The organism is Pseudomonas sp. MWU16-30322 (assembly GCF_020515535.1).
GTDB lineage: Bacteria > Pseudomonadota > Gammaproteobacteria > Pseudomonadales > Pseudomonadaceae > Aquipseudomonas > Aquipseudomonas fluorescens_H.
Map to the genome: position 1 here is coordinate 236,824 of NZ_JAIWYL010000004.1, position 21,984 is coordinate 258,807.

Consider the following 21,984-nt stretch of genomic DNA (forward strand, 5'->3'; position numbering starts at 1 on the left):
GGGCCATTGGTTTCAACGCTGATCTGCTGAGGCCGCAATCCGCTATCCTTGCCCCACACTGACCCAACGGATGGCGGCATGCTTCAGGTTCAAGGCGTGTTCAAAAGTTACCTCACCCCCCAAGGCCCGCTCCCGGTGCTGCAAGGCGTCGACCTGACGCTCGAACCCGGCAGCAGTCTGGCGCTGATGGGCGAATCCGGCAGCGGCAAAAGCACCTTGCTGCACCTGATCGCCGGCCTCGACAAGGTTGATCGCGGCAGCATTCACAGCGGCGAGCATCGGCTGGAGCAGATGAACGAAGCGCAACTGGCCGACTGGCGCCGCACTGAAATTGGTCTGGTGTTCCAGCAGTTCAACCTGATCGGCAGTCTGCGGGTCGAGGACAATCTGGCGTTTCAGGCGCGTCTGGCCGGACGGCATGAGCCGCGCTGGCAGGCGCATCTGGTGCAGCGTCTGGGCCTGGGCGATTTGCTCACGCGTTATCCCGAGCAGTTGTCGGGCGGCCAGCAGCAGCGGGTTGCGCTGGCCCGGGCCTTGGCGTCACGGCCAAAATTGTTGCTCGCCGACGAACCCACCGGCAGCCTCGACGAAGCCACCAGTGATGAAGTGCTGCGTCTGTTGCTGGAGCTGCTTGATGACACGCCGACCACCCTGCTGATGGTCACGCACAGCCCGCGCGTGGCGGCACGCCTGGCGCGGCGCGTGGTGTTGTCCAGCGGCCATCTGACGTGAACGTTTTCTGGCAAACCCTGCGCGCGCTGCTCAGTCATTGGCGGCGGCACCCGGTGCAGTTTTTCAGTGTGCTGACCGGGTTGTGGCTGGCTACAAGTCTGTTGACCGGGGTCGAAGCGCTGAACAGTCAAGCCCGCGACAGTTACGCCCGAGCCAGTCAGATGATTGGAGGCGAACCGCAGGCCAGTCTTGTTGCGCCCAGTGGGGCGACGTTTACCCAGCAGTGGTTCATTGATCTACGCCGCGCGGGCTGGCCAGTCTCGCCGCTGCTGCAAGGCCGGCTGATGCTCAAGGATCACCAGGACCAGCGGCTGCAATTGATGGGCATCGAACCGGTGTCGCTGCCGACGGACGCTGCGGTGGCCGGGCAGGCGATGCCGATCGAGCGCATCGTCGAGTTCTTCTCACCGCCGGGCAGCACGTGGATTTCCCCGGAAACGTTGCAGGCCTTGAACCTCAGCGAAGGCGCCACGCCGCAAACCGCCAACGGTCAGACCCTGCCACCGCTGTGCGCACAAAAGGACATGGCACCGGGCGTGTTGCTGGTGGACATCGGTGTCGCGCAAACCCTGCTCGAACAGCCCGGACAACTGTCACGGCTGTTACTGCCGAAGGATTTTCATGCTGAGCTACCGCCGGCGTTCAATGGTCGGTTGCAGCTTAAAAGCAGCGCCGAGGAAAACAATCTTTCGCGCCTGACCGAGAGCTTTCACCTCAACCTCGATGCCTTGGGCTTTCTCTCGTTTCTGGTCGGGCTGTTTATCGTGCACGCGGCCATCGGTCTGGCGCTGGAACAGCGTCGTGGTCTGCTGCGCACGTTGCGCGCCTGCGGGGTCAGTGCGCGGATGTTGATCGGCTGTCTGATCGTCGAACTCGGTGTGCTGGCGCTGGTTGGCGGGGTGTTCGGGGTCATCAGCGGTTACTGGCTGGCGAGCGCGTTGCTGCCGGATGTCGCCGCCAGTCTGCGCGGTCTGTACGGCGCAGAAGTGGCGGGGCAGTTGCGCCTGAGTCCGTGGTGGTGGTTCAGCGGTATCGGTTTGAGCCTGTTCGGCGCGTTGCTGGCCGGCGCCAACAGTCTGTTGCGTGCGGCACGACTGCCGCTGTTGGCGGTGGCGGATCCGCAGGCCTGGCATCTGCAACATGCGCGCTGGTTGCGACGTCAGGGTTGGCTGGCGGCGCTGCTGGGCCTGATCGCGCTGTTGGCATTGCTGTTCGGTGAAAGCCTCGGTAGCGGGTTTGTGTTGATGGCCGGGTTGCTGCTCGGCGCCGCGCTGGCGTTGCCGGTGGTGCTCAGCGCGGTGCTCAATCCCTTGCTCGGGCGCAGTCGCTCGGTACTCGGCCAGTGGTTTCTCGCCGACTGCCGCCAGCAACTGCCGGCACTCAGTCTGGCGCTGATGGCGTTGCTGCTGGCGCTGTCGGCGAACATCGGTGCTGGCAGCATGACCACCGGTTTTCGCCAGACCTTCGACGACTGGCTCGAACAACGTCTCAGTGCCGAGCTGTACCTCAACCCGGTCAATCCGGCGCAGTCCCGCGAAATGTACGCCTGGCTCAAACAACAGCCGAGCGTCAGCGCGGTGCTGCCCAACTGGCAAGTGGCGGTGACCCTGCAGGGGTGGCCGGCGGATGTCTTCGGGGTGATCGATCATCCCTATTATCGCCAACACTGGCCGTTGCTCGAGGCGATTGCCGGTGATCCGTGGGCGCATCTGGCAACTGATGACGCGGTGATGCTCAGCGAACAACTGGCGCGACGCCTGAAGGTTCGCGCAGGGGATCATCTGAGTTTGCCGACGCCGGGCGGTGCGTGGTCACCGCGAATCGTCGGGATCTACGCCGACTACGGCAATCCCAAGGGCCATCTGCTGGTCAACAACAATCATTTGCTGCGGCTATGGCCGTCACTGACGCCGAACCGTTTCAACTTGCGCATCGCGCCGCCCGACATCCCGCTGTTTTTGCGCGCACTGCAAACGCGCTTTCAACTCGATGACAGCCGCATCGTCGATCAGGCGCGGCTCAAGGGTTGGTCGGTGCAAGTATTCGAGCGCACTTTCGCCGCCACCGCCGCACTGAATAGCCTGACCCTGGCGGTGGCGGGTGTGGCACTGTTCATCAGCCTGCTGACCCAGAGCCAGAGCCGCCTCGGGCAACTGGCGCCGCTGTGGGCGCTGGGTGTGACGCGCCGTCAGTTGATGCTGCTTAACCTCGGCCAGACCTGGCTGCTGGCGGTGCTGACGCTGGTGCTGGCGTTGCCGTTGGGGATCGCGTTGGCGTGGTGTCTGGATGCGGTGATCAACGTGCAGGCGTTCGGCTGGCGCTTGCCGTTGCGGATCTTTCCGCTGCAACTGCTGCAGTTGCTCGGGCTGGCGTTGCTGGCGACGCTATTGGCCTCGGCGTGGCCGCTGTATTCGTTGTACCGCACGCAACCGGCGGATCTGTTGAGGACGTTTGCCCATGAGGATTAACCTGGTTGCGCTGCTGTTCGCGCTGTTGCTATTGGGCGGTTGCGATCAGCCTGCGCCTGAGCAGAAGGGTTTTGCCGGGCTCGGCGATCAGGCTGCGCAGTTCACACCGGTGGTGCCGGGGCGGGTATTCAGCTTCCCGGCGGATCACGGCGCGCACGATGGTTTTCGCATCGAATGGTGGTACGTCACCGCCAATCTCAAGGATCAGCAGGGCCACGATTTCGGCGTGCAATGGACGCTGTTTCGCAGCGCCTTGAAACCGGTGGCGCAACAATCGGGCTGGGCCAACCAGACGATCTGGCTCGGGCACGCCGCAGTGACTTCAGCCACCGCGCATCATGCCGCCGAGCGCTATGCTCGAGGCGGAGTGGGGCAGGCCGGGGTGAACGTCGCGCCGTTCGAGGCGTGGATCGATGATTGGCGCTTCGCCAGTCAGGTGCAGGATCCGCTGACGGATCTGCAACTCAGTGCCCGAGATAAAGATTTCAGCTATCAACTGCACCTCACCTCCAGTCGTCCGCTGGTGTTGCAAGGTGACAACGGTTTCAGCCGCAAATCCGAACAGGGCCAGGCCTCGTACTACTACAGTCAGCCGTTTTTTCAGGCCAGCGGCACCCTGCAAATCGACGGCCAGACCTACACCGTCAGCGGCCCGGCGTGGCTGGATCGGGAGTGGAGCAGTCAGCCGCTGGCAGCCAATCAGACCGGCTGGGACTGGTTTTCCCTGCACCTGGACAGCGGTGAATCGCTGATGCTGTTTCGCACCCGGCAAACCGATGGCGCGCCGTATCTGACCGGCACCTGGATCAGCGCCGACGGGCAGACCGAAACCCTGCACGGCGAGCAGATCAAACTGACCGCCCAGGACACCGCCAAAGTCGCCGGACGCCAGATGCCGGTGCGCTGGTCGATCAGCATTCCCGACAAACACCTCGACATCAGCCTCGACGCACTCAATCCCAATGCCTGGATGAACCTGCGCATCCCTTACTGGGAAGGGCCGGTGCGGATCAACGGCAGTCATGGCGGGCGCGGCTATCTGGAGATGACCGGGTACTGAATTTCGTACAAAACCCCTGTGGGAGCGGGCTTGCTCGCGAAGCCCCCGGTACAGTCACCCACAGAGCAATTGCCCGGAACTCCGCCCCGTCTACCATCCTCTACCGATCAATCCCGGCCCATTTCGAAGCCCCGCCGAGGACTCCCCCCATGAGCGACGACCTGCCCCCCCCCCCCGACCTCACCACGTGGCAGCGCCTGTTCGACGATCAGACCTACTGGCAGCAATCCCCCGACGCTCACTACCTCGACCTGCAACACATCGCCGACGACCTGCTCGCCAAGGGCGCGATCGATCTGGAGCAGTGGCAGATCCTGCGCGCCAAGGCCGATGACCTGCATAAGAATTCGCCAGCCGTGAACGTCGCCAATGAACTGGATGACCCCGAAGCCTGACGAACCGTCACAAACAACAGCCAAGCCCTGAACAGCGTCTATGCTCAGTGGCACATCCGCCGTCAACCACTTGTCGGCGCCGGGTGCTGCCATTCATTACAGGGAAAGTACCGCTTATGAAGCTCCACGCTCTGGCCAAGGCCATCACCCTCGCAACCGTTCTGTCCGCCACCAGCTTCGGCGCAATGGCGGCCGATATTCCGCTGTCTGCCACTGTCGAGGCCGATCAAGTCACGACCAAAGTGCTGGCCGTCGATGCGGCCAACCACCAGGTCGTGCTGGAAGGCGCCGAAGGTCGTCAAGTCCATGTTCAGCTCAGCGACAAGGCGGAAAACCTCGCCAACCTCAAGGTCGGTGACCTGGTCAAAGTCGAAGTGCAGCGTTCCGTAGCGGCCTACCTCGATACTGAGGTGGATAAAGGTCTGCCTGGCACGGTCGAGCGTAGCGGCGAACTGCGCAACGCTCCCGGCACTGAAAACCCGGGCGGCGAAGCCTACCGGCAGATTCAGGTGCAATTGAAAATCACCAAAATTGATTTGAAGCAAAATCAGGTGACCCTGGAAAACCCGGCGGGACAGTCGAAAACTCTCGACGTTAAAAAGCCTGAAATTCAAGCCAAGCTGAAAGATCTGAAAGTCGGGCAGAGCGTAGTTGTCACTTATACCGATGTATTAAAAGTGACCAGTCAGCATGAAAGCTGAGTATTAACTCTACAAGATGGTTGTTCTTGTACAGATTATTGTATGAGAGCAATCATCTGAAAGGAGTTGAGCCGTGCTTTGAAAGTTTCGCGAAAGGATTTCGTCGATAAATATCTATTAACTTTTTCGTACATAAAATTTACCTTTATGTATGACGACATATCCGCCAACTTCTATTAAAATCCTTCCCGTTCGCCCAGTGTCAGGGCTCTTTACCGGTGCATGGATTGCCAGGCCATTACACTGGGCGAACACCTCTTCGGAGCGGATGTATACAATTTCAGATAAAAAAAGGGCGACTTTCAAGTCGCCCTTTTTTGTGTTCGCGATTATGCCGATGCCTGCCCCTCAAAGCGTTTGAGGGTGGCTTCATACATCTTGGTGCGGCGGTGGTTTTTGCCGTAGGTTCCAGCGGCTGCGACGGTTCCTGCCTGGATGTGATCCAGATAGCGGAAAATCTTGCGCGGCGCCAACAGCTTGATGCCGTAGCCCAACGCTGTCATTCGATCCTGCAGGGTATAACCGGGCACCCGGTCATCCATGCAAAAGTGCAGTCCGCGAGACTTCATCAACTTGGCGTTCCACAAAGTGCAGAAACTCTTCAAGTGAGTTTCCCGATAAGGTTTCGGCTCTTTACTGCGCAAACCCAACGCAGTTTTCGCCCGGCGAATATAGTGTTTGCAAAATCGCGAAGTTAACCGCCAGGTGTCTCTCACAATCCCACGATTGATTTGCTCGACACACCCGACTGCGGCGATACCCGCAGTCTTCGTGCACTCACGCAGCATCATTGCAAAGACTTCCTTGTCGTAGACAAAGGTGTCGGTGTGCAGCAGAAACAGATAGTCGGTTTCAACTTTTTCCAGCGCCAGATCCAGCGCCTTGCCATGCGCAATATGTCCCGCTTCTTTGCCGGGGGAGGGACGTTCGATCAGGTTGATCCAGTCCAGCGAACGCAAATAATCCAGACTGGCATCCGCCGAATCATTGTCCACCACCCAAACCGGAATGCGCTGCGCCTGAACGTGCTGACGCAACAACTCCAGGCACATCCGGGTGATGTCCGGGGTTTTGTAATTTACCAATACAAGACTGAAATTCGGCTGCGTAACGGCTGGTAAATCAAACTGGTTCATTTCGGGAAGCTCATCCGCGGTTGATCGGCGACAGGTGTCTCTCGGGCCGGGATGCTAGCGACGCAAGCTTAGTTGAAGCTTAATTCGGCGTTCAGCAAGCAATTCGAAGTGTGTCGAGACACGGCATCTCGCGCACGTAATCCGGTCCACACGTTAAACTGCGCGTCTTTAACGAATAGGCGGCGCTTTGGCTTCGCCACCATATCAATGGCGTCATCATCGCTCCCGGTGACGCACGACGCGGTATCGGCAGCGGAATCTGCGAACTGAGCAATCTGATCCGATGACAATCCACTTAGCGCTGGTAGTTGTTGAACATTCCAACCGTGGCTTCGATCCATTCCCGGACGAGGGGCGAGTTCGGAATCGGGTGGTGGTTGGTATGAGGTTGCTGATCAAGCGTTTGAAGCGACATGGTGATTACTGCCATTTTTTTGCCTGGATTTTTTAAGCCACAAGGAAGTATCAAATGAGCAACAGTTTCAAAACTATCGGTGCAGTGGGTACTGCCCTCTTTTCTATGTTCATCGCATGTAATACATGGGCACAAGAACCACGTGAGCTCTACGACGGGATGAAGGCAGGGAAGTGCGCAGAGAATTCGGAACATCTGCATGAGCAAGCGGTTGCAGGTGATCTCGAAGCGCAGACGCAGTTTGGCAAAGCCATTCAGGAGAACCTTTGCGGGGTGGTAGAGCAGTGGTCGCCTGGCATGCCGGAAGAGTGGTTTCGCAAGGCAGCAGAGCAAGGAAATGCCGAGGCGCAAGTCGGACTTGCTGAGGAACTAAGTTGGGATCGAAGTGTTGAGGGTGAAGATGCAGGTGTTTATTGGGATCTGAAAGCGGCGGAGCAGGGTAACGCCAAAGCACAGTTCAGTCTGGCGCAGATCTACCATCGCGGCGGCCGATCAATCAAAAATCTCAAGGATATGGACAAAGCGTTGGCGTACTACAACCAGTCGGCCGAGGGCGGTTATGTCATGGCCTATATGTTACTGGCTCACATCTACGAAGAGGGTGACGGAGTTCCACAGAGCGATGTAACCGCAGCAAATTGGTTTCGTAAGGCTGCTGAGGCAGGCGACGCTTCTGGTCAAAATAATTTTGCTGAAATGCTGGCCACCGGGCGCGGTGTGGAAAAGGATGAAAAGCTCGCTGTCGCGTGGTATCGCAAATCGGCTTTGCAAGGTAACAAGTACTCGCAATATGAATTGGCACAGATGCTGGAGCAGGGGCGTGGAACTGAACGCAACGAGCGCGAAGCTGCGAAACTTTACCGTCAGTCAGCGGACGCAGACTTTGGCAACGCTCAGTTGGCATTAGGCAAGATGTATGCACAAGGGCGGGGCGGACTGCCCAAGAGCCGATCCAAAGCAGAGTTCTGGATGCTCAAGGCAGTGGGTCGCTATGCGCCTGGAGCAAAGGAAGAATTGGAAAAGCTCTGAGATACAACCAGAAAGAGGCGATTGAAGTCGCCTCTTTCTGACTGAATGAATCAGACTTCTTGATTCCACGCCGAGAGCGTGATGACCGTTCCCTCGTCTTCCCTATTACTTATTTCGATTTTGTAAGTACCACCACCGACGTATCCCTCGACCAGCGCTTTTCGTTGGTTACCGCTGATTTCGGCGTCCTTCGCATGCTGCTGATAGAAATCGATGACATCTGCATATTCGGTAAAGGTGCGAAGAATGACCTCAAACTCATGTTGAGGACGTCCGGCAATCTTGTCCCAATCACCCTCAATCGGAGAACCCTCCATCCCCGGCGTGGTGAATACGCCGTGAGCACCCGCACCGATCAGATGCGCCCGTTGCGGCAGCATCGCCAGCATTGCTTTAGGGAAATCGGAGGGCAACTGAGCCGCCGTCCAGGAACCCTGATTCGGATTAGTGGCAGCGTATTCAATGGTCGCAATTTTCTGCGCCGCCGCCCGTCGCTCTGGATTATCGCTCTCCGCCCACATGGCCAACAGCGGCGGCAACTGCTTGCTCCAGCCAATCAAGGGTTCTGCGTCAGCTTTTTTCGCGCCTTGCGGCTGGAAGATCGTCAGCACCGTGTCCGGCGCATCATTACAGGTCAAAGCCTCGTCACGAGACTTCACCGTGCAATGACCATTCACCAAGCCGACAGCGATCAGTTGACCCTTGTCATCCAGTAACAAAGCCCCACGGTCGAACCCGTTGTTGCCATCATCCATGGCGGTGATCATTTTTCTGCCGGCAGGCACACCCTGTTCAAACATCGACATTTCCGAATCGAGCGCTTCCAGAACTTGTTGCACGATCATTGTTTTGTCGTTGGTGTAGCTACCCGTTTGGTAGCCAAAAAAATCAACTAGCGCCGAACGAATGGCTGGATCCTTGTTGAGCTTTGGCGCTCTGTCCGGGGCGGGGTCATTGGTGAGTAGCAGGGCCGTCGTTCCGTCTGGGCGTTGTTCGGAGCGAAGGGATAATGCGGTGGCGCTGAGTGAGAAGGTTAGGGCGAGAAGAAGGGTTAGAGGGCGAGTCAAGTATTTCAAGGGGACAGTCCTTTGAGTGTGTGATCCGATTGCTGTAATGGCGGTGAGTGATTGAGAATGTTCAGGAAATCACCACAGCTAGTTAGACGGAAAAAAACTTCTTTGGTAGGAAAGTTTTCAATGTGTTATAGCAGGTTTCGAAATTTTATATCAATTAAAGAAGTGTTTTTGGTTATAAGGGGGGTTGTAGTTGGTGATAGATTTTTATAGATATATTTTTGATGAGCTTTTAGGTGTGCGTTAGTTCTTGGTGATGAGTTAGATTGTTGTCTGCGTTGATGCTTCATCGGAAGATGGGTTGGTGAAGTAAATTCTGAGTTTTCATTGTGGGGCTGCTTCAGATTTTTTCAACAAGCTATAGATTTCTGTTTCGACTTCAGTTGCTGGCGTGGAGTCTATGATTTTTTTTATATGTGATGAGTATTTTTTTTCCATAGGTACTTCTGCCCAATCGAGCTCGTATATGGCGATTATTTTTACGTCCTTGTACTCAGAGTTGGAAAGCAGTAGCTTTAATATTTTGATGGCGTGCTCTGTTCTGTCTTCGCCTAATGAAACAGCGCAACGCTGCTGCCAATACTCCGGCTTTTCAAGTATTTCTTGCTCCAAACGGCTCCAATGCTGGTCTTTGAAGTCTATAAGCACTGTTTTAGCAACAAGCTCCGTGCTGTACTCGGTCCAGTTTGATTCTTCGGAGTCTCCAATCCATGAGCATAGCTTTTCGTAAACGTCGTCTGCGTGGTGAAATGTCATGGGGTTGCTCCTGTTGGGTAGGATGAGGTCACTACACCATTCTCTTTAATTACTTGCCACTCAACACCGTCAACAATTTTAGTGTGTTCGGTAACTAATGATCCGGGTTCATTGCGCAATACTCTGCCTGGCTCTGATGCCACCTCATCCGTAGCTTTTAGTATTTTTGCGTCACTCCAGCTTTTAGGTGCGAAAGTATGTCTATTTGGAGATTTTGCAGCGGACCAGCCAGTGGTTCCATCTTTTCGCTCCAAAATCATCTTGAAGTTTTTCACACTGGTAGTCCCATCTTTATTAGTGCTGACTACATCGTATTGATAGTTTGGTGAATTCATTACCTGAGGGGAGTGACCACCGACAGGCTTGTTATGTCCAGGGCTCCGAGTGCCATACAGGATTTTTTCCTGCATCGTTTTGGGGATCGGTCCTGTATATGGAGCTTCGGGACTGCCTTCATCAACTTTGGCTTTTTCTTCAGGTTTCTGCGCGTTATTCGCGGATTGCTCTTTGTCTCCCGCACCGGGACACCCATTCAACCCCAGCGGATCCACCCACCCCGTAGGGTTAGGCACGTACTGGTAGTTATTCAACCCCCCAGCAAGCTTGATCGGATCCGGCGTCAAAAACCGTCCCGTCCCAGGATTGTAGTAGCGGTGCCGGTTGTAATGTAACCCCGTCTCGGCATCGAAATACTGTCCTTGGAAACGCAGCGGGTTATCGATCTCGCTGACATCCAGCGCAGCGAGGTTACCGTAGGCGCGGTACTTGGCCGACCACATGATCTCGCCGCTGTAATCAGTGAGTTCCTGTGGTGTGCCGAGGTGGTCGAGTTGGTAGTAAAACGGCGTGGCCTTACGTGGGCCTTCGCCATCGAGCATCGCCAGTGGGCGGAAGCTACCGGGTTCGTAAATGTAGCTGCGGTAGCGGTTTTCGGCGCTTTCCGCAATCAGTCGTTCGCCTTGCCACAAGAACTCGGTGGTCTGGCCGTCGACGGTCTTCTCGATGCGGCGACCGAAGGCGTCGTATTTGTAGGACGCGGTGCTCCCACCCGGCAGGCTTACGCCGATTAGGCGATGCTGGCAGTCGTAGCGGTATTCGGTGACGAGTTTCTGGCCGGTACCACGGCGTTCGCGGATCAGGTTGCCGTAGGCATCGTAGTCGTAATGGCGGTCGCCCTGCATCAGCAGGCGGTTGCCTTTGACGTTGGCCAGGTTCGCTGTGCCTTCATTGTTCTGACCGAGCAGGTTACCCGCCGGGTCGTGGGCGAAGCTTTCCGGCGTGGCGCCGCGCACGCTGATGAGTCGGTCGAGCGGGTCGTAGTGATAGCTGCGATTGCCTTTGCGGCTGTCATCGATACCGGCGAGGTTGCCGTTGGCGTCGTAGTTGTAGCGACGCTGGAACAGGTTCTTGTCTCGCTGGCCGACTGTATGGGCTTGCAGGCGGCCCTGTTCGTCGTACTGGTATTGGCTGAGCAGCAGACCTTGTTGGCGTTGCTGTTCGCGACCGGCACTGAACTGGTGGCTGGTCAGGCGTGAGCCGTTGAGGTCGATGCTGCTCAGACGTCCGCCGGGCAGGTGACGGTAGTCAAGTTTGCTGCCATCGGGCAGGCGGCAGTGGTTCAGTTGGCCGACGCTGTCATATTCGTAACGTGTGGTGCCCCAGCCTTGGTGTTCAGTGATCAGGCGATCTTGCACATCGTATTCATAGGCGAGCGGCCAGTGGCCGTCGTCGACATTCACCAGACGACCCAAAGCGTCGTAGCTGTAATGAATCTCTTCGCCGTCGGCTAGGGTTTTCACCAGCAGCCGGCCGGCAGCATCGCGCTGATATTCGGTAATCAGCTCGCTGCCGTCATCGCCGAACTCTGTTTTCTTCAGCAATTGACCGTTGAGGTCGTATTCGTAGGCGGTACGACGGCCATCGAAGCCAGTTTCCTGTTGGATCAGGCCGTTCGAGTAGTAATCGAGCTGATAGCGTTCACCGCGCTCGTTCTCGATCTCGGTGAGGTTGAGTTGCGAGTTGTCGTAGCGGTAGCGCAGTTGGCTGCCGTCCGGATTGATGCGGCGGCTGACCAGGTGCAGGTTGTCGGCGTATTCGTAGCGGGTGATACGCCCGAGTTCGTCGCGTTCAGCAGTGACCCGGCCATACGGGTTATAGGTGAAAGCGCGAGTGGCACCGCCGGGCAGGGTGACTTGGGTCAGGCGATCGACGGCGTCCCATTGATATTGAGTAATCGCGCCAAATTCGTCCTGACGAGTGATTTGTCGGCCAAGAGCATCGTAACGGTACTTGCGTTGACCGCCGTCCGGCAGGCGTTCTTCCAGCAATTGGCCGAGGTTGTTCCAGCCCAGTTGATGGCGGCTGCCATCGGGGTGACGGATTTCCAGCAGTCGGCCCTGACGGTCATAGCTGTAGTGGGTCTCGTTGCCGTCTGGATCGGTTTGTTGGGTGATATCGCCCTGACGGTTGCGCTCATATTTCCAGCGGGCCTTGCCGCGCTGTACGTCGATAAGTTGACCGTTGAAATAGTTGTAACGGGTCGGAACACCTTCTGGCGGGATCACCGCGATCAAGCGGCCAGCTTCACTGTACTGATACTCGGTAATCGCGCCCATCGGATCTTTTACTGCGGCCAGACGGCCCTCATCGTCATAGGCGTTTTGCGTTTCACCGCCATCAGGCGCAGTTTCGGAGACCAGGCGTGCATTTTCGTCATGCACATAGACCAGCTCACTGCCATCGGCGTTGTAGACGGTCACCGAGCCTTTGTCGTCCCACTCGTACCGCGCTTCCATTTGCGCGTAATTGGCCCAGTGGCGGACGCAACGGGAATGTTTGCCTTCACGTTCCCATTCCCAGAAGAAGCTGGCGCCGCCGGCCATTTGCCGTTCGAGGATGACGTGCTGATCGTTGTACCGGTAGTGCTCGGTTTCACCGGCTGCATTTGTGGAAGAAACAAGTTGATTGCGTGCGTTGTACCGGTAGGTGACGAGCGTCTGAATCGTCAGCCATGGATCCTGGCGCTCACCACGCTCGTTGTATTCCGGACGTTGTTGCTGTTGATCGACGGCCGCAATGTGTCGGTCGTCGTAACGCAGAAGCAGGGCACGGCCTGCACCGTTATCGATGCGCTGGATGCGGTCAACAAAGTCATAACTGATGTGCAATCGATTTTCGTAAGCGTCGCTGATGGTGGTCAGGCGGCCAGCGCGGAAATGATAGAAGTGTGTTTTGGGGCCGGCCTGTGTGAGGATCAATTCACCGGGAGCATCCCCCAGGAAGATCGCTGCCTGGGCAAGGCTGTTAGTGATGGCCGGACGTTGCTCGGTCGGCATCGGAAAGCGGGTCTGACGGTTCTCATTGTCGGTCCAGAGCACGCCTTCTTCGTCTACCAGCAGGCGATGAGAAAGCGAATGGCTCCAGCCATGGCCGAGGCGGCTGTCGATTTCCACCGCACTGCTGCGATAAAGGCGAGTCCACTCGAACGGCAGCAGACCACCCAGTTCGCCATCAGTCAGCGTGAGCAATTCTTCACCGGTCACCATCGACACGGGTTCGCCGTTGGAGCAGGTTTTGTCGACACATTGCGCGGGTTCGTCAGCCGGGTTTTTCGACTGTTTTGGCGCGTTGTCGACGGGTTCTACCTGTTCGACACGCGAAGCCGGCTCATCTTTTTTACGGGCCTGAACCTGCGCATCAGATTCCACCTTCCCACCGCTCACCGGTGGCTTGTTCTTCGGCGCTGTGGCGGTTTCGGCAGGTTTAGGCGACGCAATCTGAACATCTGCCTTGCGTGCCGGATTGAACTTCGAATCACCATTAAGCAATAACGGCTTCGAAGCCTCGGTATGCGGCGTCGCTTTGGACTTGCTGACCTTCATCAGCATGCCGGTAAAGTCTTCAATGAGTTTTATGACCTTACCGCTGCTTTGCACACCCTTGATTGCTTTCGTACCGATACGCACGGCCAGCCCCAGACCACCCGTTAGAACCACACCGACCAGAATGTTCAGCAAGAATTCTGTGCTCATCTGCGCCAGCACTTCTGTGCAGGTCTGTGGTGGCAGCATTTTTATCCACGCCACGATGGCAGCGACGTAGATCCACATCAGTGGTTCATCGCTGGCGATCAGCAGGGCCGTGTGGATGGCCTCTGACGAGGCGTCATAAATCTTCTTGATCTGTTCTTCAGTGAAGAAATTTTTCAGCTTTTCGTAGTTTTCGCGCGGGTGTGCAACGAGGTCATAGAGGCTTTTGATATCGCCCCACAAACCCATGATCGCTTTGAGAAAACCTTCCCACGCTGCTTCCAGTTCTTGCAGGGCGCGGCCGCCCAGTGACGCATCGGTATGCGCTTGCCACAGCGGCAGGAAACTGGTGCTCCACTCGGTTTGCAGCCATCCGCCCAATTCACCAATCACTCCCTGATAGGAGTTGAACAGGCTGTCGATCTGGGCAGGCGTGGGATTTGGAAAGAATGTGATCTTGTACTGCTGATTCGGAGTAAGTCCGGAGACTTCCAGAATCCCCGTCGAGTCGATGGTTTTGTTGATGGTCGGACCGACTTCGTTCTTGCCAATGAAGCGGCCATCTACCACTGGCGTCAGGCGTACCGGCGTATTACCGATAGGGACAAAGCGTGCGGATTCGAAGCTATGCACCAGCACAAGTTTGCCGTTCGCCGGGCAGTTGGCATAAAGGGTATTTTCCTTTTTGCTGTCCTTGTCTGCCGTGCCGACTTCGTCCCCGACCTTGAACTGCTGCTCGGCATCCAGAATGCCGCCATACCAGGCTTCGGCGTGTTCGCGGTAATCCTTCAGGCACTTCTTGAAGTCGGCGATGATCGCCTGAGCATCAGGTTGCTTTGCTGTGAGGCCGCCAACGATCCCACCCATCAAAACGCTCATACAACCACCTCACTTTCCAGATGGGCTTTCAGCAGCCCGGCAAAATTTTCTTCCGTGAGCGGCGTGCGTTTTACAAAGCGTGCCACTTTTTGTTTCAGGTTCGATTCGGGGAACGAGAAGTACAGATCGGCATGTTCATCCAGCAACCACTGCATCATGTTGCCAATAATCGTCGATGGATTCTCGGCCATCAGACCATCCAGCAAATCCTTCGGCACCTCCCACCACGGCCAATCCTTCACCTTCGGCAACACCCGCGTCCCAACCTCCAGCGTCTGCCCATTAATCAAATACCGCTCAAACACCGGCATTACTTCCCCAGCCTTCTCCCCAAGCCCCTTCAGAATCGGGTAAATATGCCGCCCATCCCAGAAGCGGAAAAACACCTCAGTCCCGTCCGGCATCTTCACCTGGGTCAGGCTGCGCAGGTGCTCGAACACGTCGTTCGGTTCGGCGCGTGAGACGGCCAGCCAGCCCCAGTCGAGGGCGTCGGTTTCGGCGATCCAGGGCAGGAATGCCGAGTTGGGTTTGAGTTCGGTGACGTAGGGCATCACCGGTTGCCAGGTGGAGTAGGGCGTGCCGCCCCAGATTGGCAGGAGCTGGGCGGTGGGTTCGGTCAGGTACAGGGTTTTCAGCGCGTCGGCATCGCTCGCTGCGCTGATGATCAGGTACAGGCGCTCGCCGGTTTGCAGCGGCTGTTGTGCCAGCCAGTCCTTGGGTGTCAGTCGATCAGATGGCACAGGCACCTGCCTTGCATTTTTCGCATTCTTCGCAGAACGGCGCGTTGCGTTTGAGGGTGTTGATCTGGGCCGGGGTCAGGACCTGGCCGGCCTTGTCGGCGTCGGCTTGTTTCAGCACGCCGGGCATCAGCGGGGCGGCGCCGGTGCCGCTGCCGGGGCTGCCGCCGGAGTTGATGTTGATCGTCGGGCCGCTCATGGTCACGCCGCCGGCGTCGATCTTGATGAAGCTGCCGCCGCCGACCAGGGTCAGCTCGGCCCCGGCTTCGAGTACGACTTTCATGCCGCTGCTCAGGTGGATTTCCTGGCCGGCGTCGATGAACTGGCCGGTGCCGATCTTGATGTGCTGGTTCACGCCCACGGTCAGGTGGTCGTTGGCGCGGGCTTCGACTTTGCGGTCTTCGTAGACGGTGTGGTGTTCTTCGGCCTTGAATTCGGTGTAGCTGTTTTGCTCGACGGTGTCGTGGCGTTCGTTGCCGACGCGGATTTTCTGGTCGTGCTCGATGTTTTCGTCCCAGTCGCGCTGGGCGTGCAGGTAGATCTGCTCCTGACCTTTCTTGTCTTCGATGCGCAGTTCGTTGTAGCCACCGCCGCCCATCGAGCTCAGGGTCTTGAAGGTGCTGCGGGTCTTGTTCGCCGGCAGTGCGTAGGGGACGGTGTTTTCCTTGTGGTACAGGCAGCCGCTGATCAGTGGTTGATCGGGGTCGCCTTCAAGGAAGGTGACCAGTACTTCCATGCCGATACGCGGGATGGCGATGCCGCCGTACTGGGCGCCGGCCCAGGCGCTGGAGACGCGCAGCCAGCAACTGGTCTTGTCGTCGGCCTGGCCTTCGCGGTCCCAGTGGAATTGCACTTTGACCCGACCGTACTGGTCGCAATGGATCTCTTCGCCTTTCGGGCCGGTGACCACGGCGCTCTGGCTGCCGAGGATGCGCGGTTTCGGGTGGCGCAGCGGTGGACGGTTTGGCACGTCCCAAGGGGTGGCCTGAAAGCGGTTGCGATAGCCCTGATGGAAATCGTCTTTCAGTGCGGTGGTGTCGCTGGTCACCGACTCTTCCAGCACTTGCGGCTGTTTGCCTTCGTGCAGGACTTCGGTCAGCAGCCACAGGTCATTCCATTTGGCTTTCGGGTGTTCGGTCAGGGCGAGGAAATGGCCGCTGACCAGCAGCGGCTGATCGCTCTTGCCTTCGGCGAGCTGGAAGTCGCTGCGGTGACGTTCGAGGGCGCGTTTGGCCAGGTGTTTGCCGCGCTCGCGGTCGATGAAGCGGCCCGGGTAGTCGTAGTCTTCGAGATCGGGCAGGGCGTCGCCGCGGTTTTCGCTTTCCAGGGTCAGGCGCGGTTTTTCGAAATCGTAGTCGCGGCGCGTGGTGCGGCTGGTGCGGGTTTCCAGGCGCAGGTCGAAACGCTTGATCACCGGGTTGCTGGCGACCATGCCGGAGTCTTGCTGGTAGGCCACAGGCTTGAGTTTCGGGAACACCGTCTGGTCATCGCCGAAGACGAGCTTGTGCGCTGTAGCGCTGTGCTGGAAGTGGTAGTGAATACCTTCTTCCTCGCACAGACGCTGGATGAAATGCAGGTCCGATTCATCGTATTGCACGCAGTAGATGCGCTCGGGATAGATCGAACCGGTCTTGAATTCGTAGGCGTTGCTCTGAATGCCGTGCTCTTCGAGAACCATGCCGATGATTTTCGGCACCGTGAGGTTCTGGAAGATCTGTTGGTTGACGCGGTGCGCCAGGTACGACAATTGCGGGCGCAGGGTCACCGAATAGCGCGTCAGGCGCTTGCCGGAATCGCCCTGGGCGGCGCGGTAGATCTGGCCGTGGATGCCGCTGCCGTCGGGCGACAGCTGCAGAAAGGCCGGTTTGTGCAGCAGGGTTTCGAGATCCAGCGACGGCTGCTCACTGACCAGCTCCACCTCGAACACAAAAGGCTGGCTGATGGCTTCCCGGCCGGTCAGGGTGAATACCTGAAAATCGGCGGAGAGCCCTTCGATGGTCAGGGCAAAGTGGGTTTCATTGGCCGGCGCGAACATCCCTTGTTCCTCGTGCTGTACAGCGGCGTTCGTCGACAACCGCAAGGCGGTTCAACGCACGCGAAATTCTGGAGGGGCGTAAACAACATCGACCAGCAGGGCTGGTCGATGCTTGTAACGATCAGCCGTAATTAAACGACTGGAGCACGCCAGTCATCGGAACCCGAAGTACCGGATACTTCGTGGGTCCAGGTGATTTTACGGTAGGTGAACTGCACTTCTTCCAGGTGGGTGAAGTGCGAGTTGCCTGGATCCTGGCAGTTGTGCATTTTGTTGTTGATGGCGACGATGATCGCGTCTTCCAGTTTGGTGGTGTAGTAGTGCTCTTGAGTACCTTGAGCAGAAGTACGGTACCACTGGATAACGATTTCGCTCATGCGCTCGCCGGAGGTCAGAGCAGCTTGCAGCAGAGGCGAAGCCTTGTCGTAGACCTTGGTGATAATCACTGGCTTGTGAACGCGCTGACCGGTTGGCTGACCGGACTGTGGGTCACGCGGGATGATCACGTCGTGGCTGAAAGCCTGAACCATGACCTGGTCTTCGTGGCCTTCCTGGTAGGTGTTGCCAACGGAGTCGGCGGTGAAGGCGCCGGCAGTGATCAGGCCTTGTTTTTCGCCGGTAACCGACATGTACGCTGGTGTTGCCATGGGGTGCTCTCCTTGCGGATAAATTTAGGGTGCCCGGGAGGCGAAATCGCCCGGTGGGTGCCTGACTGTTATCAAGGAGCGTGCCAGGTTTATCGAAGGTCCCGGCAGCCGGGGGTGAAGCAGCTCCAGCCTGCGTTATGACCGATGTTTTTTGCTGTATCGAGGAGGAAAGTGCGCAACTTCTTGCGCAGTACTGCGCAAGAAGTTGCGCACTCGGCTGTAAGCCAAGCCAGTCAAGGCCTACAGCGCGATGATCAGTCTTTTTCGCCGAGCGAGTGCGCAAGAAGTTGCGCAGTAAGGCCAAGTGCCAGCGTCGAGCGCTTGAAACGATTCGCCCTGCGCGACGGTCAATCACTCACGACCGCGCCAACGGCGTCCGCACCTTCCCCACAGCGAGTGAGAACGATATGAAAATCCTGATGGTTTTAACGTCCCACGATCAATTGGGTGATACCGGCAAGAAAACCGGTTTCTGGCTGGAAGAATTCGCCGCGCCGTATTACGTATTCAAGGATGCCGGCGCGCAACTGACGCTGGCCTCGCCCAAGGGTGGCCAGCCACCGCTGGACCCGAAGAGTGACGAACCGGACGCGCAGACCGCCGCGACCGAGCGCTTTCGCAAGGACTCCGCCGCCCAGTCGGCACTGTCCTCCACGGTCAAACTGGACACGGTGAAGGCTGCGGATTTCGATGCCGTGTTCTATCCCGGCGGCCACGGCCCGCTGTGGGATCTGGCTGAAGACCGCCATTCGATTGCGTTGATCGAAGCGTTTTACAACAGTGGCAAACCAGTTGCAGCGGTGTGTCATGCGCCTGGTGTGCTGCGCCATGTCAAAGGTGCGGACGGTCAGCCGCTGGTCAAAGGCAAGCAGGTGACCGGTTTCACCAACAGCGAAGAGGAGGCGGTTGGGCTGACCAACGTGGTGCCGTTTCTGGTGGAGGATGAGCTCAAGGCCAAGGGCGGGATTTTCTCCAAGGGCGCCGATTGGTCGAGCTATACCCGTGAAGACGGGTTGTTGCTGACGGGGCAGAATCCGGCGTCGTCCGAGGAGACGGCGTTCGCGTTGTTGTCGCGGTTGCGCTAGAAGCAACATTTGATTCTGTGGCGAGGGAGCTTGCTCCCGCTGGAGTGCGCAGCGCTGCCAAAACGAGGGCCGCTTCGCAGCCCAGCGGGAGCAAGCTCCCTCGCCACAGTCAGAACAGTTTCAGGCCCAAAACCTGGGCGCACTCCTCAATCGACCGTCGCTGCGTCTCAGCGTACAACCCCAGCTCATCAATCGTCGCACGCCCAAGCGCATGTTCAAACGCCTGGCGGTTCGAGTGTTCGCCATAGTGCGTCTGCGCGGCATCCCCAAGATTCGACTGAAAAATCCCCGCCGCACTCACCGGCAGGAAATCTTCGTACACCAACGGTTCAGCTTTCACATGGCCCTCACGGAGCAAATCCTCCAGCGATGCCGACATGAGGCTACCCGCTGCCAAGCCTTTTTCCGTAGGGAAGTAGCGAAAGTACGCCAGTCCCTGTTCACGCATGCCATCGACGCTGTCAGGAAATTCGCCAAAGTGCTGAGTCATCAGCGCGTTGTAACGTGCGGCGTTGCCTTCGTTGGGGAAGTCACCGAGTTCATCGCGGGCGGCATTCAGCAAACGGTCATACAGCGCTCGCCCCTTGGGAGTCAGCGCCGCACCGCGTTGTTCGATTTCGCCGAAGCGCGCGCTGTGGCTGCCGTGGGTGTCACTCTGGTCGGTGAAGGCAATCGGCTCGTCGAGCGCCTTGAAACTGGTTTGGCGCAGGAGGATCGGGCAGTGCCGGCGCGGCGGGCCTTCGATCACTGCTTTCGGGGTGATGCCATGTAGCGGCATCTGCGCCTGGACGATGTCGATGTCCAGGGTGCGCGGGGTCAGGTGATTGATGTGCGGGCCTTTGAACGCCACCACATCGGCGATCAAACGGTGCTGGGCGCTGAGGGTCTGGTACTGCGCGGCGGTGACGGTTGCGCTGTGATGCCAGCGAAAGGTCTCCAGTGCCTGTAGGACGAATTGCGCCGCATCATCCTCATTCAGCCCACCAGCTGACTCAGCCTGCTCGATCAGACGCAATGCCGTAGGGGTAAAGATCGAACGCCGGTTCAGCACCGATTCAGCAAACGCGCGCAGCTCGGGATCCTCGATCAGTTCCAGGCGCAGCAACGAGGTGAACACCCTAAACGGACTGATCTGCAATGCAGCCTCATGCACCGCGCGAAACGCCGTGGAGTGCACCGGCACACCCGCCGGGGTCAGGTCGTAATAACCCACCGGTTGCATGCCCATCACCGCGAACAGGCGGGCGAGGGTCGCCAGCTCTGTAGCCGTGCCGACGCGGATGGCGCCGTGGCGCTCCATATCCAGTCGTTCGATTTCACCGGTACTGTCGAGCTGCCGTGCGATGTCCGGCTGAGCCGCCAGCACTTCGCGATTGGTCTGTTCCACCAGTTCCATCAGCGCGCCGTACAACGGCACTTCTTCGCGGTACATGTCGGACATCGCTTTGGAGAAGCGTTGACGGATCAGGTCGGGGCTGACGAAAGGCTGCACGGTCATGAAAAAAATTCCTGCCACGGTCACGTAATGGATGGAGGAAAAGATCGCAGCCTTCGCCGACGGCGGCAAACGAAGAATCCTACGAACTTCATTCTGCCAACGACTGATTCACCAGTTCGATCCAGTGCAAAACCTGCGTGCGCCCGGCGCCGGCCAGATGATTCTGGCAACCGATGTTGGAGGTGACGATCAGGTCCGGGCGATCGCTCTCCAAGGCGTTGAGGCGGTTGTCGCGCAGTTGCCGGGCAAGGGCCGGTTGCGTCAGCGAATAGGTGCCGGCCGAACCGCAGCACAAATGCCCGTCCGGCACCGCCGTGAGGTTGAAACCCAGCCGGGTCAACAGTGCCTCCACCGCGCCGCCGAGTTTCAGCGCATGTTGCAGAGTGCAGGGGCAATGCACGGCGATCCGGCGTTGGCTGGCGGCGCACACTTTCTCCAGAGGTTCCTGCGCGAGCATCTGCACCAGATCCAGTGTCCGTTCGCTGATCTGCCGCGCCTTGTCGGCGTAGCGCGGATCCTGCGCCAGCAAATGCCCGTAATCCTTGATGAAAGCGCCGCAACCGCTGGCTGTCTGCACGATGGCTTCGGCGCCGTTTTCCAGGTGCGGCCACCACGCGTCGATGTTCTGCCGCGCGCGGTCGAGGCCTTTGGCCTGGGCGTCGAGGTGATAGTCCAGTGCGCCACAGCAACCGGCCTCGGCCACTGGAGTGACGCTGATCCCCAGTCGATCGAGCACCCGCGCTGTCGCATCGTTGGTGTTTGGCGACAGGCCCGGTTGCACGCAACCTTCGAGCAGCAACACCCGCCGCGCATGGCGCGGAGCAGGGCGTGAGCCGGATGCTGACGAGCACTGCGGCAATTTGCTTTCGAACAGGCGCGGCAGCAAAGGCCGGAACGTCGTGCCGACCCGCAGCAAGCCCTTGAACACGCCGGAATTCGGCGCCAGTGCGCGCAAGCCCTCGCGCAACAGACGCTGGGCAGCGGGGCGCGGCACGGCCTGATCGACCACTGCCCGACCGATGTCGAGCAGGTTGTGATAATCGACGCCGGAAGGGCAGGTGGTTTCGCAATTGCGGCAGGACAGGCAGCGATCCAGATGCAGTTGAGTCTGCGCGGTGGCCGCGGCGCCTTCGAGCACTTGCTTGATCAGATAGATGCGTCCGCGCGGCCCGTCGAGTTCATCGCCGAGCAACTGGTAGGTCGGACAGGTGGCGTTGCAAAACCCGCAATGCACGCAGGTGCGGAGGATCTTTTCCGCCTCGGCGGCACGCGGCAAGCGTCGGGACTGTTCGCTGAGGGTGGTTTGCATG

General features: G+C 58.3%; 16 protein-coding genes. 7 read left to right on the forward strand and 9 right to left on the reverse strand.

The features are described 5' to 3' along the window. The first annotated feature begins 78 nt into the window (after positions 1–78). From LCH64_RS09680 to LCH64_RS09700, 5 genes are all read left to right on the forward strand, one after another. Complete coding sequence (locus LCH64_RS09680) at positions 79–732, forward strand: ABC transporter ATP-binding protein (RefSeq protein WP_226500083.1); 654 nt, start codon at positions 79–81, stop codon at positions 730–732. Further along, entirely contained in the window at positions 729–3,200 is a 2,472-nt protein-coding gene (locus LCH64_RS09685) for an ABC transporter permease (RefSeq protein ID WP_226500084.1), read from the forward strand. The genes LCH64_RS09680 and LCH64_RS09685 overlap by 4 nt, the downstream gene beginning before the upstream one ends. After that, positions 3,190–4,260 (forward strand): lipocalin-like domain-containing protein, encoded by a 1,071-nt coding sequence (locus tag LCH64_RS09690; protein ID WP_226500085.1) that lies wholly within the window; start codon positions 3,190–3,192, stop codon positions 4,258–4,260. The genes LCH64_RS09685 and LCH64_RS09690 overlap by 11 nt, the downstream gene beginning before the upstream one ends. Positions 4,261–4,409: 149 nt before the next feature. Further along, positions 4,410–4,655: a hypothetical protein gene (locus LCH64_RS09695; RefSeq protein WP_226500086.1), complete on the forward strand. Its 246-nt coding sequence runs from the start codon at positions 4,410–4,412 to the stop codon at positions 4,653–4,655. A gap of 116 nt (positions 4,656–4,771) precedes the next feature. After that, on the forward strand, positions 4,772–5,356 hold the full coding sequence (locus LCH64_RS09700; RefSeq protein WP_226500087.1) for a hypothetical protein: 585 nt from the start codon (positions 4,772–4,774) through the stop codon (positions 5,354–5,356). A 329-nt stretch (positions 5,357–5,685) separates the two neighbouring features. Here the strand turns inward: LCH64_RS09700 and LCH64_RS09705 are convergent, their stop codons facing one another. Next, the gene (locus tag LCH64_RS09705) at positions 5,686–6,492 is read right to left on the reverse strand and encodes a glycosyltransferase (RefSeq protein WP_103483572.1); all 807 of its coding nucleotides are present in this window, start codon (positions 6,490–6,492) and stop codon (positions 5,686–5,688) included. Between the two features lie 469 nt (positions 6,493–6,961). On the opposite strand from LCH64_RS09705, the gene LCH64_RS09710 reads away from it, so the two are divergent. Further along, positions 6,962–7,936, forward strand: a complete 975-nt coding sequence (locus tag LCH64_RS09710) for a tetratricopeptide repeat protein (protein WP_226500088.1) — start codon at positions 6,962–6,964, stop codon at positions 7,934–7,936. Between the two features lie 50 nt (positions 7,937–7,986). Here the strand turns inward: LCH64_RS09710 and LCH64_RS09715 are convergent, their stop codons facing one another. The 6 genes from LCH64_RS09715 to LCH64_RS09740 form a co-directional block, all read right to left on the reverse strand. Continuing rightward, positions 7,987–9,012, reverse strand: a complete 1,026-nt coding sequence (locus tag LCH64_RS09715) for a hypothetical protein (RefSeq protein WP_226500089.1) — start codon at positions 9,010–9,012, stop codon at positions 7,987–7,989. Between the two features lie 321 nt (positions 9,013–9,333). Then, positions 9,334–9,765: a HEAT repeat domain-containing protein gene (locus LCH64_RS09720; protein WP_226500090.1), complete on the reverse strand. Its 432-nt coding sequence runs from the start codon at positions 9,763–9,765 to the stop codon at positions 9,334–9,336. Next, entirely contained in the window at positions 9,762–14,672 is a 4,911-nt protein-coding gene (locus LCH64_RS09725; RefSeq protein WP_226500091.1) for an RHS repeat-associated core domain-containing protein, read from the reverse strand. The genes LCH64_RS09720 and LCH64_RS09725 overlap by 4 nt, the downstream gene beginning before the upstream one ends. Then, positions 14,669–15,412: a DUF4123 domain-containing protein gene (locus tag LCH64_RS09730; protein WP_226500092.1), complete on the reverse strand. Its 744-nt coding sequence runs from the start codon at positions 15,410–15,412 to the stop codon at positions 14,669–14,671. Before LCH64_RS09730 ends, LCH64_RS09725 begins: the two co-directional genes overlap by 4 nt. Continuing rightward, entirely contained in the window at positions 15,402–17,444 is a 2,043-nt protein-coding gene (tssI, locus tag LCH64_RS09735; protein ID WP_226500093.1) for a type VI secretion system tip protein TssI/VgrG, read from the reverse strand. The genes LCH64_RS09730 and tssI overlap by 11 nt, the downstream gene beginning before the upstream one ends. 131 nt (positions 17,445–17,575) lie before the next feature. After that, on the reverse strand, positions 17,576–18,091 hold the full coding sequence (locus LCH64_RS09740) for an Hcp family type VI secretion system effector (RefSeq protein ID WP_003226246.1): 516 nt from the start codon (positions 18,089–18,091) through the stop codon (positions 17,576–17,578). 407 nt (positions 18,092–18,498) lie between these two features. On the opposite strand from LCH64_RS09740, the gene LCH64_RS09745 reads away from it, so the two are divergent. Further along, on the forward strand, positions 18,499–19,176 hold the full coding sequence (locus LCH64_RS09745) for a type 1 glutamine amidotransferase domain-containing protein (RefSeq protein ID WP_003226244.1): 678 nt from the start codon (positions 18,499–18,501) through the stop codon (positions 19,174–19,176). 109 nt (positions 19,177–19,285) lie between these two features. Here LCH64_RS09745 and LCH64_RS09750 read toward each other — a convergent pair whose 3' ends face one another. Both LCH64_RS09750 and glcF read right to left on the reverse strand, forming a co-directional pair. Continuing rightward, positions 19,286–20,674, reverse strand: coding sequence for a VOC family protein (locus LCH64_RS09750; RefSeq protein ID WP_226500094.1), 1,389 nt, complete (start codon positions 20,672–20,674; stop codon positions 19,286–19,288). Positions 20,675–20,762: 88 nt separating this feature from the next. Continuing rightward, positions 20,763–21,983 (reverse strand): glycolate oxidase subunit GlcF, encoded by a 1,221-nt coding sequence (gene glcF / locus LCH64_RS09755; RefSeq protein ID WP_226500095.1) that lies wholly within the window; start codon positions 21,981–21,983, stop codon positions 20,763–20,765. Position 21,984: the final 1 nt, after the last annotated feature.

Bases quoted from the DNA above. Each gene is read 5' to 3' on its own strand.
- LCH64_RS09680 (WP_226500083.1), top strand. From the start codon at position 79: ATGCTTCAGGTTCAAGGCGTGTTCAAAAGTTACCTCACCCCCCAAGGC.
- LCH64_RS09690 (WP_226500085.1), top strand. From the start codon at position 3,190: ATGAGGATTAACCTGGTTGCGCTGCTGTTCGCGCTGTTGCTATTGGGC.
- LCH64_RS09695 (WP_226500086.1), top strand. From the start codon at position 4,410: ATGAGCGACGACCTGCCCCCCCCCCCCGACCTCACCACGTGGCAGCGC.
- LCH64_RS09700 (WP_226500087.1), top strand. From the start codon at position 4,772: ATGAAGCTCCACGCTCTGGCCAAGGCCATCACCCTCGCAACCGTTCTG.
- LCH64_RS09705 (WP_103483572.1), bottom strand. From the start codon at position 6,492: ATGAACCAGTTTGATTTACCAGCCGTTACGCAGCCGAATTTCAGTCTT.
- LCH64_RS09710 (WP_226500088.1), top strand. From the start codon at position 6,962: ATGAGCAACAGTTTCAAAACTATCGGTGCAGTGGGTACTGCCCTCTTT.
- LCH64_RS09720 (WP_226500090.1), bottom strand. From the start codon at position 9,765: ATGACATTTCACCACGCAGACGACGTTTACGAAAAGCTATGCTCATGG.
- LCH64_RS09725 (WP_226500091.1), bottom strand. From the start codon at position 14,672: ATGAGCGTTTTGATGGGTGGGATCGTTGGCGGCCTCACAGCAAAGCAA.
- tssI (WP_226500093.1), bottom strand. From the start codon at position 17,444: ATGTTCGCGCCGGCCAATGAAACCCACTTTGCCCTGACCATCGAAGGG.
- LCH64_RS09740 (WP_003226246.1), bottom strand. From the start codon at position 18,091: ATGGCAACACCAGCGTACATGTCGGTTACCGGCGAAAAACAAGGCCTG.
- LCH64_RS09745 (WP_003226244.1), top strand. From the start codon at position 18,499: ATGAAAATCCTGATGGTTTTAACGTCCCACGATCAATTGGGTGATACC.
- LCH64_RS09750 (WP_226500094.1), bottom strand. From the start codon at position 20,674: ATGACCGTGCAGCCTTTCGTCAGCCCCGACCTGATCCGTCAACGCTTC.
- glcF (WP_226500095.1), bottom strand. From the start codon at position 21,983: ATGCAAACCACCCTCAGCGAACAGTCCCGACGCTTGCCGCGTGCCGCC.